The sequence below is a fragment of the Paenibacillus pasadenensis genome, assembly GCF_002864175.1.
Taxonomy (GTDB): Bacteria; Bacillota; Bacilli; order Paenibacillales; family Paenibacillaceae; genus Paenibacillus_O; species Paenibacillus_O pasadenensis.
In genome coordinates, this window is the sequence record NZ_NFEZ01000004.1 from 2,779,654 (window position 1) to 2,792,884 (window position 13,231).

Genomic DNA, 13,231 nt, shown 5'->3' on the forward strand with positions numbered 1-13,231 from the left:
GATTTCTACGTATCATTTTCGTTGCATTCCTGCTACCGCCTCCACATGGCTTGTGTGCGCGATATTGCCGATTTAAACGATTTTTTTGTTAAGCGAAGCGAGCCTAGGGAAATCGCATTCCTGACCTCATTATTGCCAGTGATGCTCTCAAGCGCCGTAGTCGGATTCACTGCCCAAAAATCGGTGAAGCCAATATCACTGCTGTGATAAATATGAGCTGTAGCAAAGTACGGACAAACAATCCTGGCACCGGCTTGCCGCCAATCGTCAGTTTTTCTCGTGCAGCACGCACATTTGCAGGAAACATAGCAATCAGCAGAACCGTTAAACAAACGGAAGCGGCTTCGGAGGTGGCTGGAATCATGATACCGATCGCTGCTGCGATTTCGAGCCACCCGGTTGCCGTCACGATCAAATCTCTTCTTGGGAATGACGGAGGAACCATCCGGATCAGATCAGAACGCCTTTTCCCCCAGTGAGCGGTAGCGGTAAGCAGCAACATGACAGCAACTGCTCCTTGCAGTGATGGATGCCAGCCGTCAAAATAAGCCCAACCGAAAAATCCAGCAACTCGAAACAATAAAAAAGATGCGATAAGTACAATAAAAGGCGCCACCTTGATCCCTCCTTTGAAATTAAAAATTTTCATGATCATGTTTGAGAATAGCAAGCAAAACACGAAGCCGACGATATGGAAGACCAGCCATCATTTCTTGATCCACTCTTCTTTTACTTCTTATATTTTAAACTACTTATCATGAATGCCGATAAATCTTGGGCTGTAAAAGACGCCGTAATCGCCGGTAATGAGGAACGGACACGCAGGCCGAGCGAGATCAGAACGAACATTTCAGCCATTTTATCCGAATCAACCGATTCTTGAATAACACCGTGCTGCTGGCCAATCGAAATCCATTGTTTGGATAAGTCTACTGCCCGCGTATAAAAATTTTGGAGCACATCCGCGACAGCAGGCTCTTCTTCCCTGCCGAGCAAATACATCAACACCGTGTTTGTCACATCATGTTTATCTTCGAATGCCAGAAGGCTGTTCGAAATGATTTGCATCGGCCTGTCGAAAGTCTTGCCGCTTAATTCCACTTCGTTCATGAAATGCTTGTTGGTCTCTTCGAGCCGTTCCTGCAGCACCCAAGCAAAGATTTCGTCTTTGCTCTTCACGTAATGGAAGATCGCCCCCTTAGATAATTCCGATCTTTTCATGATATCCTGCATGGTGATAGCGTGGCAGCTTTTTTCCTGCAACAATTCTTTCGTTGAATGAAGTAATTTCTGAGTCGTTTGTTTCCTGCGGTCCTCATTTTTCAAGTTCATTCCTCCACGAACAGTAAACTAACACCTGTTTGAATTATATAAACAGACCGTCGGTTTGTAAATAGAATATGGCTGAATAGAGAAAAAAAACAATTCATCCTTCTGATTCATATTGTCTCTAGTAAACTTTATGCACTTCCACCACCTGCGGTATGGTCGTGACTTTCACCCGTTAGTCGTTGCGCCGCCAAGCGCACAACGAGGCTGCCGCGATCGCAGCAGCCCATTGTGATCCATGCTTCTGAGCGGTTACTTTCACATCTCATTTCGTACCATCAATATGAGGCATTCCACATGGCTCGTCTGCGGGAACATGTCCACCGGCTGCGCCCACTCCAGCCGGTAGCCTCCGGCGAGCAGCACCTTGGCGTCCTTGGCGAGCGTGGCCGGATTGCAGCTCACATAGACGAGCCGCGTCGGCCGCGCGGCCAGCACGGCGTCCAGCAGCTCGCGGCCGCAGCCGGTGCGCGGAGGATCGACGACGACGACGTCCGGGCGCACGCCTTGGCGCACCCACTCCGGCAGCAGCTCCTCCGCCCGGCCTTCATAAAAGCGGGCGTTGTCGATGCCGCTCGTCCGCGCGTTGTCGCGCGCGTCCAGCACCGCCTCCGGCAGCAGCTCGATGCCGCGAACCTCTCTCGCTCCGGCCGCGAGCCAGAGGCCGATCGTGCCGGTGCCGCAGTATGCGTCGACGACGAGCTCGCTGCCGCTGAGCGCGGCGGCTTCCTGGACGGCTCCGTACAGCTTGACCGTCTGCTGCGGATTGAGCTGGAAAAATGCGCGCGGAGAAAGCGAGAACCGCAGCTCGCCAAGCGTTTCCTCCAGCTTGTCCTCTCCCCACAGATGGATCGTCTTCTCTCCGAATACGAGCGGACTGCCGCCTTTGTGGATGTTGTGCGAGATCGAGCCGACCTGCGGCAGCTCGCGCCTCGCCGCCTGCACGAAGCGTCGGCTGTCCGGGAAGCGGTCGCCGGCGGTGACGAGCGTCAGCTGCAGCTTGCCTGTGCGGCGGCTGACGCGCACGGCGATCGTCTTGACGATGCCTTGGCGCTTCTTCTCCTCGTAAACGGGGATGTCCAGCTCTTCGAGAATCCGCTTCGTCTTCTCGACCGCTTCGTTCAGGCGCGGATCGTGGACGGCGCAGCCGCTGATGTCGACGAGCTGCCTCGTGCCGAGCGAGTACAGCCCGGCGACGAGCCCGCTCTCGCCGCGTCCGGCCTGCAGCTGCGCCTTGTTGCGGTACGCCCAGGGATCGTCCATGCCGAGGATCGGACGGAGCGGCAAGCGGTCGATGCCGGCATAACGCTGGAACGACTCCCGCACGAGCTCCTCCTTGGCCCGCAGCTGCGCTTCATAGGTCATATGCTGCAGCTGGCAGCCGCCGCAGCTGTCGTAGACCGCGCATGGCGGAACCTGCCTGTCGGGGGACTTCTTCTCGATCTCGACGAGATCGGCCTGCAAATAGCCCGGCTCGACCTTCGCCACCTTCGCTTTGACGACCTCGCCCGGCAGCGCGCCCTCGATGAAGACGGCTTTGCGCTTGTAGTATCCGACGCCTTCGCCGTTGATGCCGATCCGCTTGACGGTGACGACGATGCCGTCTCCGGCGCGCACGTCCTCGGCCGTGGCCGAGTGCGCGGGGCGCTGCGCCGAAGGCCGGCCCCCTTTGCTCCATTCCGGTTTGCGGCTTGGCCCGCCTTCTCGGTTCGGCTTGCCGGCGCTGCGCCGGCCGGTTTCATTTCTCATGCTGATTCCCTCGCTCCTGCCTTCTTTCTCCTTTCCGCATTATAGCATACATCCGCTGGACCGACGCTCGCGCCCCGCGCGGCATCCTGCCGGCGGCCGAATAGAAAAAATTGGAGGCGTCCATACTATACCCGAAATTCAGGAAGAAAGCGGGTGTGATCGTGAAGGGTAGAGTGATGAATGTCTTCCAGGTTTTTCTCGTCCTCATGCTGTCCGACGGCCTGGCTTGCCACGTCATCATCAATCCGATGCTGCTGGATGCATCCGGTCGCGATGCCTGGATCACCGCGATCGCCGCGGGCGTGTTCTTCGTGCCCTGGAGCCTGATGATCGTCTACATCATGAAAAAAAGCGGCCAGCAGCATTGGCGGGAATGGCTGGGCGAGCATATGCATCCGGTCTTCTCCTGGATTCTCGTCGTTCCGGTGCTGCTGGTAATGTTCCTGCAGGCGATGGAATGCGTCATGCAGACCGTCAGCTGGCATATCACGAACTATTTGCCCGCCAGCAATCCGCTGCAGCTCGGGATGCTGCTCATTTTCATCTGCGTCATGCTCTGCTGGTGGGGCTTTCGCGTCGTAGCCGTCGCCTCGGGCATCCTGCTGCCGATTGTCATCGGACTCGGCCTCCTCGTCGCCTCCGGCAACAGCGAGATCAAGGACATGTCGCTGATGCTCCCCATTCTGGAGCATGGCTGGAATCCCGTCTTTCGGGGCATGATCTACGCCGGCGCCGCTTATTCGGAGCTCATGTACATCCTGCTGCTGCAGCACCGGATCCGCGGACGAATGAAGGCGTGGCATATGCTGATCTACTCCTGCGTCATCGTCACCATCATGGTCGGTCCCATCATCGGCGCGATCACCGAATTCGGTCCCGAGGAAGCGGCCAACCAGCTCACCTCCCCTTACGAGCAGTGGAGGCTGCTGCGCATCGGACAGTATATCGAGCATCTGGACTTCTTTCCGATTTTCCAGTGGCTGTCCGGCGCGTCGATCCGCATCGCGCTGCCGGTGCTCGTGCTTGCGGAGACGTTCGCCAGCAGAAACGAGAAGGCCCGCCGCATCTTCATCCTGGCGGTGTTTCTATTTTACGGCGCCGCCACGTTCGTTCCTTTGGACGAGTACGATATGTACCTGTTCATGTACACCTATTTCATGCCGGGAGTCACGCTCGTGCTGCTGCCGGCATCGCTAGCCTGGTTCATCGTCGCCCTGTGCATCAAGCCGGACCGAAGGAGGGATTCCGATGGAGGACAACCGCAAGACGGATCAGACGGACAACCGGAAGAAGAAGGAAGCGGACAAGGACGAAGAGCAAGCCGAAGGAGCAGCCGGAGCCGGATCGGAAGAGCGGACCTCCGAGCACGAAGCAACCGAATCCGGACGAGCGTCCGGACGGCCGCAAGCCTCAGGGGCAAGCGCGGCGCCAGGAAGCGGAAGCGCAGGAGGCGCCGGCTAAAGGCTGGACGAAGGAGGAGCTGAAGCGCGTTTTCGAGCATTCGGCCGACGTGATCGTCAAGAGCTCTTTTTTTGGACGGGACAACGCCAAGGAAGTCGTGCTCGTCTTTTCGGTCGGCCTCTGCGACACGATGATGATCAACCGGCATGTCCTGCCATCGCTGAGCGCGCATTATGACCGCGACGAATCGCTGACCCGTCCGCTGCTCCGGCTGTCGGACGCTCTCACGATCGAAGGCTTCGTCAAGACGCCGATACGGACCGAGCTCGAGGAGGCCGTCTATTCCGGAGCGCTGCTGCTTCTATTCGTCCGGGAAGGCTTGCTGGCGTCCGTCGATCTGTGCAACGCGCCGAGAAGGACGCCGGACGAATCAAGCACCGAGATCTCGATCAAAGGTCCGCGCGATTGCTTTATCGAGGATCTGGACACGAACGTCGCGCTGATCCGCAAGCGGATCCGCTCCAGCTCGCTGCATGTGGAGGGCTTCACGATCGGCAGGCGGACCCGCACGCGGATATCGCTGCTGTACATCCACGATATCGCGGATCCAAAGCCGCTCGAGGAGGTGCGCAAGCGGCTTCGGGAAATCGACATCGACGGCCTGTATTCGATCAACCAGCTGGAGGACCTGCTGCTGCACAATCGGTTCAAGATCCTGCCGCTGATCGACTTCACCGGCCGGCCCGACTTTGTCGTCACGAGCCTGCTCAACGGGCGCTTCACGATTATCGTCGACGGCAATCCGATGGTGCTGATCGCCCCGGCGACGCTGTCGTTCATCCTGAAGTCGCCGGAAGACGTGCACTTCAACTTCTCTTATGTATCGTTCTCCAGAATCATCCGGATTTTGAGCATGTTCCTTTCGATCTTCCTGCCCGGAATATGGATCGCGCTCATGGCGTTCCATCAGGACCAGATTCCCTTCCGCCTGATGGCTACGATCTCGGTCTCTCGGCTTGGGCTGCCGCTGTCCGCGCAGATGGAGATGCTGCTGCTCCTGCTGCTGCTCGAAATCTTCAAGGAAGCGGGCGTCCGGCTCCCGAGCGCGATCGGGCAGACGCTCACCTCGATTGGCGGCCTCATCATCGGCGACGCCGCCATCCGGGCCGGCCTCGTGTCGCCGTCGGTCGTCGTCGTCGGGGCGATTACGGCCGTAGCGGGCGTGACGCTGGTCAACCAGGTGCTCAGCACGGTCGTGAGCATCTTCCGGATGTTCTTCTTTTTCCTCGCTTCCTTTTTCGGCATGTACGGGGTCATCCTCGGCATCGTGCTCATGGTCGCCTACATGGCGAGGCTGCAGTCGTTCGGCGTGAGCTATCTCGCTCCGCTGTCGCCGCTGCTGCCGAAGGATGCGTTCATGTCGTACCTGCGGCTCCCGTTCGCCTATATCACCAAGCGGCCGGACAGCATCGCCAAATCCGGCCAGGACGACGACCATCAAGGAGGCGACATGACTTGAGGAAGCTCCTTCTCGGAATTCTGGCAGCGCTGCTGCTGTCCGTGCAGGGCTGCGGCAACTCGAAGGACACCAGTCGCTGGCTTACGTGTCGGCTCTCGGACTGGACTACAAAAACGGCAAGTATGTCGCGTACGTCCAGGTGCTGAACTTCAGCAACATCGCGCGCAGCGAAACGGTCACGCTCGGCCAAGAAGTGCCGATCTGGATCGGGCGCGGCGACGGAGAGACGATCTCGGGAGCGATCGCCGAGACGAACGCCACCTCCCAGTCGCGGCTGTTCTGGGGCCATGTGAAGGCGGTCATCGTGACGGAGAATTTCATGAAGCGCGGTCTATCCGGGCTCACCTCCTCGCTGCTGCGGGACAGGCAAGCCCGATATACCGTGCTGTTCTACGGAACGAAGGAAAAGATGGAGGACATTCTGACGCAGAAGTCGATCTTCAACCTTTCGCCGCTGGATACGATGATGTTCACCGCCGTGCAGATGAATACGCAGAAGGCGTACATCCTGCCCGTGAACGCGAACAAAGCGTTCGCGTATCTGAACGAGCCCGGCGGCGCCGGCATGCTGCCTGAGATCGGCATCTATCGCCACACCTGGCACGAGGACTTCAAGAAGAAGCCGATGTTCATCATCAAAGGGGCGTTTTTCTTCGAAGGCTACAAGTACAAGAACCATATGGCGATGGAGCCGCTCAAGGGCATACGCTGGCGGGACGAGAAGCTGGACCTCACTCCGCTCAAGCTGCTTAAAAATGGCCGGCCATCCGCCGTGCTCATGCTCGGCCATCCCCGGTTCTCGATCAAGATCCGAGTCGAGCAAGGCAAGCCGCGCTACGACGTCAAGATCAAGACGACCGGCTATATTTCGGAGCAGGTCCAAAAGGCTACGATCCAAGAGCTGCAGAACGAAGCGGCACTAGCGATCCGCAAGGAAGTGCAGAATACGTTCGCGATCGCCACGGCGGAAAAGACGGACTGCTTTCGGCTGCAGCTCGAGCTGTACCGCAAGCATCCGGAGCTATTCCGGCAGCTGATGCGTCAAGGTCCGTTTTTCCTGGAAAGCGACTCCCTCGCCTCGGTCGAGGCGGACGTGTACATCCGGACGACCGGCAAGTTCAAGGGCAGCGTATATTCGGACAAGCAAGACGGCGATGAAGACGGGTCCTGAGGGGCCCCTTTTTTGCCGTTTTTGGTTTATAATCGACGAATCAGGTTTACATAATTATTCGTACAAATTTAATGGGGCGAAAAACGACCCGACGCAGCCTTGCTGCGCCAGGCACTTGCTAGCCGCGATGGGCCTGCTCTTCCTCCTCGACCGGCTTGAACCGCTGCTTGGCGAAAAAGTAGCCGAACAGCAGCGCGATCAGCGTGTAGATGATCGCGGTCACCGTGAACGCTCGCGCATAACCATGGTACGCTCCGTATCTCGCGACGAGGCCGGTGCTGATCGGCGCGGCGATGAACCAGCCGAGATTGAACATCGCCTCCCCCGAGCTCGCCGCCAATCCTCGCAGCGACCGATGCACGTACCTCATCTTGATCGTGCTGTAGAACGGATTCGCCGCGTTCATGAGCGCCTGCCGGAACAGATAGCCGAAGCTCGCAAGCCAGAATTGATGCGTGTAGGCGGTCAGCACGAGGAACGGAATCGAGCTGAGCTGCAGCCATACGACCGCCTTCACCTCCCCCATCCTCCGGGCGATCGCCGGACCGAGCAGGAACGCGATCGCCGTCGCTCCCTGGCCGAGCGCCACGACGAGGCCGATGCTCGAGTGCGAAGCGTGGAACCTATCCTCGAAATAGACATTCAAATAGGGCACGACCATGCCGCCCGCCATCGCGGACAGCAGGCTGAGCAGCGTAAAGGCCGCGATCGCCGCATACGACGAGCGATGCAGCCGGAAGCGCTCGCGGAAGCTTGGCTTCGGCGAGCTCGCGGCGGCGGCAGCCGCCCCGGCCGCGCCGGCCGGGGCGCCGAACTTCAGGATCGGGACGAGCCCGGCCGCCGCGATCGCGACGCCGACCAGCAGCGTCGCCCGCAGGCTGGCGAGCTCGCTCCAGCCTCCGATCGCTCGCAGCGCGTCGCTGATCAGCCCGCCTCCGAGATTGCCGGCGACATTCGCCGCCATGACGAGCGCCATGTTGAAGCTGAACAAGTGGACGCGCTCCCGCGGCGAGGAGTTGTCGGCCATGAACGGCAGGATCGTGGCCGATACGATCGCTTGCGCCATGCCGGCCGCGAAGGCAAGCGCGGTCAGCTGGCCGCTGCCGGCCGCGAAGGCGCGGGCCGCGAGCACCGCGATGACGGCCGCCGCTCCGATGCCGATCATCCGCTTCGCGCCGAACCGGTCGTTGGCGAGGCCGGCGGGGATGAGGATGAGCGCGGCGGCCAGAGCCGTCGCCCCGACGATGTCTCCCACCATCGTCGGCGCATGTCCGAGAGCTTTGACATAGAGATTGTAGATGAGGCTGTACATGCCGAGACCGATGTTCCACAATAGGTTGAAGACGAAAAACAGCCGGATGTTGCGGCTGTAGCCGCCCAGCTGCTCGCGCCACTCTTGGATGAAGGTAGACATGTCCTCCATCGTACCGCAAAAGGCGGTTTCCTACAACGGGAACAGCGGGAGGAATCGGCCGCTCAGCGGATGTCCGCGCCCAGGCATCCGCGAAAATGCTGAAGCGCCCATTCGTGGCCGACCGCGTTGAAGCTGGCGACCGCCCGCTCGTGGATGACGAGCCGGTAGCCGAGATTGTAGGCGTCGACGGCCGTGTGCAGGATGCAGATGTCCGTGCAGTCGCCGACGAGATGCAGCTCCCGCACGCCTCTCTCCCGCAGTCGCAGGTCCAGGTCCGTGCCGGCGAACGCCGAGTAGCGGGTCTTGTCCCGGTACAGCACGTTCGGCAGCCCGCGGATCTCCTCGTACAGCTCGCCCAGCTTGCCGTACAGCTCCCTTCCCTTCGTCCCCCGCAGATTATGCGGCGGGAACAGCTTCGTTTCCGGATGCCAGGCATCCCCCGGTTCATGCACGTCGACGGCGAAAACGACCCACTCCCCGGCCTCGGCGAACTCCCGCGTCAGCCGCACGACCTCGTCCTCGATCGCCCGGCCCGGCTCGCCGCAGGTCAAAGCTCCGTCCTCCGCGATGAAATCGTTCGTGTAGTCGATGTTGATGAGCGCTCTTGCCATCGTCCATCCCTCCGCTTGTCGTTTTCCCCATCCTACCGAATCGCGGCTGCCGCTGCAAATCGGCCGAGGGATTGACGGAAGCGGCTTCGCCCGCTAGCATACGAAAGTGGAAGGAGCGTGTCCCCATGCCAACCGCTTTTGTGCTCGGAGCGGCATTTTTGTTTCTCGGCGTCGCGATCGGAGCGTTCGGCGCGCATGCGCTGAAGGCCCGCCTGGCCGGCGATGCCGGCAAGAACTATCAGACCGGCGTGCTCTACCATCTGCTGCACGGCGTCGGCATCGTCGCTGTCGGCGCATCGCCTGAGGCGGCCTCCTCGTCGCTGGTGCATGCCGCGGTGTGGCTGTTCGCCGCCGGCATCGTGCTGTTTTCCGGCAGCCTGTACGCGCTCAGCCTGAGCGGAGTGAAGAAGCTCGGCGCGATCACGCCGCTCGGCGGCCTGGCCTTTCTCGCCGGCTGGGCGCTCGTAGCGATCGCCTACATCGGATAGCGGAGCGAGTCCGATCGCAAGAAAAAGGGCTGTCCCCGGCCGACATTCGTCGGCCGGCAGGGACAGCCCTTTTTCTTTTCATCCGCAGGATGCGTCTCGGATCCGGCGGAAGCTGGCGCTACAGGCGGTCGAGCTGGCGAGACTTCAGCTTCGGCTCGCAGGCTTTGCAGACGCCGATGACCTGTCCGTTCTCATCGGAGTAAAAGGCGAGCCGCGCGGACGGCTGCCGGCAGAGCGAGCAGGGCTGTCCCTTGCCGCGGGCGGCGGCGGGATTGGGTTTGCTCTTGCGCCTGCGCGCTGCATCCAGCGCGATGACGTTGGAGTGGCGGCGCGAGCTGGCTTGGCGGCGGTTCAGCCAAACGACGAGCGCGCAGACGGCCGCGGCAGCTGCGATGATCAGCACCGGCACGAGCATGAGCCTCTCTCCTTCCTTGCAGCATAGCTTGTCATCCTTATTCTGCCTCTTTTTCCCCGTTTTGCGCAAGTGCCCGCAGATGGCGGCCGATGGATCCGCTCGCGCCGGTCAGCGCGATGACGGGACGAGCGCCGGCGGAGCCGGATTTTTCAGAGGTTGTCATGGCATGCAAGGCTCCTTCCGGACCGACGGCTTCAATAGCTTCTTGCCCGCTCCGTTCTCCGGCCAGCCGTGCCGGAGCCCAGCCTTGCGAACCGCGGGAAGGATATGCGATGATAAGGCCAGCAAGAACATTTTCCAACAAGAGGAGTGACCTCCCATGCGCAAGGAGATGGAGCGGTTCAAGCAGCAGCTGAGCGAGCAAGGCAAGCTTCAGGGGCGCGAGGCGGTCCTGATCGCCTTCGACCATCTGCTCGACCTGCTGGATGAGCATGAGGAAAAGCACCGCCTGGAAATCGGCGCCCGCAGTACGAACGGCGAGAAGTCCAAAGGAGAGGTCGAGTCGGCGATCCGGGCCGAGACGGAATTTTTCCGCAATGCCGTCCATACGGTCATCGATCGCACGGTAGCCGATCTGGTCCATCGCGGCGACAAGGAATGGAAAAAGTTCTACGACCGCATTGAATAGGCTCCGCTCCGACGCCTTGCGCCCCTCGCTCCGAGGGGCGTTTTTTAACGCCTCCGCCCGCCCGCGCCGCATCCGCCCTTCCGCTTCGACGGCCCACCCCTCTTGTCCACCGGATGAATAGTCTATTCTATCTTGTTCCGCAAAGGAGTGATAGATAGATGGCGATTGCAAAAACCCCGATCCTCGGCCAGCCGGCCGTATCCGCGGACGCGATGGCCGCCTACGTGCGGACGGTCAATCCGTCGTTCAATGCGGAGATCGCCCGCCAGTTCCGGCTCGTCGGCAGCCGGCTCGGCATCCGCGGCGACATCGCGCTCTGCCAGTCGATCCACGAGACGAACTGGTTCCGCTTCGGCGGGGACGTAAGGCCCGAGCAGAACAACTTCGCCGGCATCGGCGCGACCGGCGGCGGCAATGCCGGCGCCAGCTTCGCGACGATCGCGGAGGGCGTGACGGCGCAGATCCAGCATCTGTACGCCTACGCCTCGACCGCGCCGCTGCCTGCCGGCGAGAGGGTCGTCGATCCGCGCTTCTCGCTCGTCGCTCGCGGCAGCGCGCCCAACTGGGAGGATCTCGCCGGAAAATGGGCCGTGCCCGGCTACAATCGGACGAAGTACGCCTCGCTGCAGGCCGCGCTCGAGGCCGGCGACACGTACGGCCAGAAAATCATGCGGCTGTACGGCACGATGACGGCGGCCGCAGCCGCGGCAGCGCCGCAAGCGCCGCTGCCGATTGTGGCGCTTGACGCCGGCCACGGCGGCACCGATCCCGGCGCCCAAGGCTTCGGCATCGTCGAGAAGGACAGCGCGCTCGACCTGACGCTGCGGGTCGCCGCGCTGCTGCGCGCCGGCTATGCCGTCGACGTGCGGCTCACGCGCAGCACGGACGTTTTCGTGCCGCTTGGAGAGCGGGCGACGATAGCCAACGGCTGGAAGGCGGATTATTTCGTCTCCCTGCATCATAATGCGGCCGGCGGCGAAGGCTTCGAGTCGTATGTCTACCCCGGCACGCGCTCCGGCCCGTCGGGCGTGCGCCAGGATGCGGTCCATGCGGCGATCATGAAGGCGCTCGCTCCGCTCGGCGTCGCGGACCGCGGCAAGAAGGAGGCGAACTTCGCCGTGCTGCGGCAGACGACGATGCCGGCGGTGCTGCTGGAGAACCTGTTCGTCGACAACGCGCTCGACGCAGGCTTGCTGAAGGACTCGGCCGTGCGCCAGAATCTGGCGGCGGCAATCGCGGAAGGAGTGGCGAAAGCGATGGCATTGACCCCGAACTATCCGGCCAGCACGCCGGACTACAAGATCCAGGCGATCGAATGGCTGTACACGCAAGGATACTTGACCGATTCGGTATGGAAGCAGCAGCCCGATACCCCTCTGCCCCTGTGGGCGGAAGCGCTCATCCTGCAGCGGATGTACGCGCAGCTTCAAGGATGACCCTCCTTTCGGAGGAGGAACCGTTCCAAGCCGCAAAAGGCAGCCCTCCCGGCCATCGCGCCGGCTCGCGGGCTGCCTTTTTCGTTGCTCCGCATTCTACTCGTCGAGACTGCCGACGTACTCGCGGATGTAGTCCATGAACCGCTTGGCCGCAGGGGACAGCAGCTTGAACGAGGCGGCGGCGATGCCGAGCGTGCGGTAGCGCCCGTCCTCAAGCTCGACCATGCTCGCCCGGTGGTCGCGACCGCGCAGGACAAGCTCGGGCAAGATGCTGATGCCGAGCCCATGCTCGACCATCGCGATGATGGCGTAGTCGTCATGCGTCTCGTATTTGATGCGCGGACGGCGGATCGACTCCTCGAGGATGCGCCGGACATCATAGTCCGAGCCTTCCTTCGGAATGATGAACACCTCGTCCTCCAGCTGGCTGAGGGACAATCGCCGCTCTCCGCAGAGCGGGTGGTCGGGCGGAAGCACGCAGAGCATCCGGTCCTTCTTGAGCGGAAGCGTGTCGAGCCCCTCCCTCGACGGCAGGGACAGGAAGCCCAGATCCATGTTGCCGCCCGCGATGCCTTCCTCGATGTCGCGATAGTCGCCCTCGATCAGCTTGAGCTCGATGCCGGGATAGTCGCGGTCGAACGCCTTGATCATCGCCGGCAGCCAGTGCACGGACACGCTCGTGAACGTGCCGAGACGGACGGTTCCGGCCTGCAGCCCTTTGATCAGGGCAATCTCCTGCTTCAGCTGCTCCTGGGCGGCCAGCAGCTCGCGCATCGGGCGGAGCAGCCGCTCGCCGCTCTCGGTCAGCCGGATGCCGGAGCGGCTGCGCGTCAGCAGCGCCAATCCGAATTCCTTTTCGAGGCTGCTGATCGCATGGCTGACGCCCGACTGCGTGAGGCCGAGCGTCTCGCCGGCGCGCGTCAGGCTGCCGAGCTCGACGACCGCGCTCAGCACCTCGTATTTGAACAAACTCATGCTCGATCTCTCCCGCCGGATTCATTCCTTTTTCTCATATTATCCATGACAAACATTCAATTCCCTTATGCTTCCTTCCTGAGTATACTTGACCT

At 61.2% G+C, this 13,231-nt stretch carries 14 protein-coding genes; 6 read left to right on the forward strand and 8 right to left on the reverse strand.

Features of this window, described 5'->3' with window-relative positions; all coding sequences use genetic code 11:
• Positions 1-166: 166 nt before the first annotated feature.
• From B8V81_RS21525 to rlmD, 3 genes are all read right to left on the reverse strand, one after another.
• The gene (locus B8V81_RS21525; RefSeq protein WP_373864122.1) at positions 167-655 is read right to left on the reverse strand and encodes a DoxX family protein; all 489 of its coding nucleotides are present in this window, start codon (positions 653-655) and stop codon (positions 167-169) included.
• A gap of 74 nt (positions 656-729) precedes the next feature.
• Positions 730-1,326 carry a TetR/AcrR family transcriptional regulator gene (locus B8V81_RS21530; RefSeq protein WP_028597246.1) on the reverse strand — a complete coding sequence of 199 codons (597 nt, stop codon included), beginning with the start codon at positions 1,324-1,326 and terminating at the stop codon, positions 730-732.
• Between the two features lie 261 nt (positions 1,327-1,587).
• Positions 1,588-3,078, reverse strand: a complete 1,491-nt coding sequence (gene rlmD, locus B8V81_RS21535) for a 23S rRNA (uracil(1939)-C(5))-methyltransferase RlmD (protein WP_101809151.1) — start codon at positions 3,076-3,078, stop codon at positions 1,588-1,590.
• A gap of 161 nt (positions 3,079-3,239) precedes the next feature.
• Here rlmD and B8V81_RS21540 point away from each other — a divergent pair, with 161 nt between their 5' ends.
• The 3 genes from B8V81_RS21540 to B8V81_RS21550 all read left to right on the forward strand — a co-directional run bounded on the left by B8V81_RS21540 (position 3,240) and on the right by B8V81_RS21550 (position 7,169).
• The gene (locus B8V81_RS21540; protein ID WP_146000538.1) at positions 3,240-4,562 is read left to right on the forward strand and encodes an endospore germination permease; all 1,323 of its coding nucleotides are present in this window, start codon (positions 3,240-3,242) and stop codon (positions 4,560-4,562) included.
• 26 nt (positions 4,563-4,588) lie between these two features.
• Positions 4,589-5,998, forward strand: a complete 1,410-nt coding sequence (locus B8V81_RS21545; RefSeq protein ID WP_240478912.1) for a spore germination protein — start codon at positions 4,589-4,591, stop codon at positions 5,996-5,998.
• Between the two features lie 85 nt (positions 5,999-6,083).
• Positions 6,084-7,169, forward strand: coding sequence for a Ger(x)C family spore germination protein (locus B8V81_RS21550; protein ID WP_052332904.1), 1,086 nt, complete (start codon positions 6,084-6,086; stop codon positions 7,167-7,169).
• A 118-nt stretch (positions 7,170-7,287) separates the two neighbouring features.
• Here the strand turns inward: B8V81_RS21550 and B8V81_RS21555 are convergent, their stop codons facing one another.
• Both B8V81_RS21555 and B8V81_RS21560 read right to left on the reverse strand, forming a co-directional pair.
• Complete coding sequence (locus tag B8V81_RS21555) at positions 7,288-8,583, reverse strand: MFS transporter (RefSeq protein WP_028597247.1); 1,296 nt, start codon at positions 8,581-8,583, stop codon at positions 7,288-7,290.
• A 62-nt stretch (positions 8,584-8,645) separates the two neighbouring features.
• A complete protein-coding gene (locus tag B8V81_RS21560) occupies positions 8,646-9,194 on the reverse strand; it encodes a cysteine hydrolase family protein (RefSeq protein WP_028597248.1) in 549 nt (182 codons plus the stop codon).
• A 125-nt stretch (positions 9,195-9,319) separates the two neighbouring features.
• On the opposite strand from B8V81_RS21560, the gene B8V81_RS21565 reads away from it, so the two are divergent.
• On the forward strand, positions 9,320-9,682 hold the full coding sequence (locus tag B8V81_RS21565; RefSeq protein ID WP_028597249.1) for a DUF423 domain-containing protein: 363 nt from the start codon (positions 9,320-9,322) through the stop codon (positions 9,680-9,682).
• A 118-nt stretch (positions 9,683-9,800) separates the two neighbouring features.
• On the opposite strand, the gene B8V81_RS21570 is transcribed toward B8V81_RS21565, so the two are convergent.
• Both B8V81_RS21570 and B8V81_RS25010 read right to left on the reverse strand, forming a co-directional pair.
• Positions 9,801-10,097: a hypothetical protein gene (locus B8V81_RS21570; RefSeq protein WP_043110832.1), complete on the reverse strand. Its 297-nt coding sequence runs from the start codon at positions 10,095-10,097 to the stop codon at positions 9,801-9,803.
• Between the two features lie 37 nt (positions 10,098-10,134).
• A complete protein-coding gene (locus B8V81_RS25010; RefSeq protein WP_146000539.1) occupies positions 10,135-10,401 on the reverse strand; it encodes a hypothetical protein in 267 nt (88 codons plus the stop codon).
• A gap of 15 nt (positions 10,402-10,416) precedes the next feature.
• On the opposite strand from B8V81_RS25010, the gene B8V81_RS21575 reads away from it, so the two are divergent.
• Together B8V81_RS21575 and B8V81_RS21580 are read left to right on the forward strand one after the other, a co-directional pair.
• The gene (locus B8V81_RS21575) at positions 10,417-10,725 is read left to right on the forward strand and encodes a hypothetical protein (RefSeq protein ID WP_028597250.1); all 309 of its coding nucleotides are present in this window, start codon (positions 10,417-10,419) and stop codon (positions 10,723-10,725) included.
• A gap of 158 nt (positions 10,726-10,883) precedes the next feature.
• The gene (locus B8V81_RS21580; RefSeq protein WP_028597251.1) at positions 10,884-12,161 is read left to right on the forward strand and encodes an N-acetylmuramoyl-L-alanine amidase; all 1,278 of its coding nucleotides are present in this window, start codon (positions 10,884-10,886) and stop codon (positions 12,159-12,161) included.
• A 96-nt stretch (positions 12,162-12,257) separates the two neighbouring features.
• Here the strand turns inward: B8V81_RS21580 and B8V81_RS21585 are convergent, their stop codons facing one another.
• Positions 12,258-13,136 (reverse strand): LysR family transcriptional regulator, encoded by an 879-nt coding sequence (locus B8V81_RS21585; RefSeq protein WP_028597252.1) that lies wholly within the window; start codon positions 13,134-13,136, stop codon positions 12,258-12,260.
• Positions 13,137-13,231: the final 95 nt, after the last annotated feature.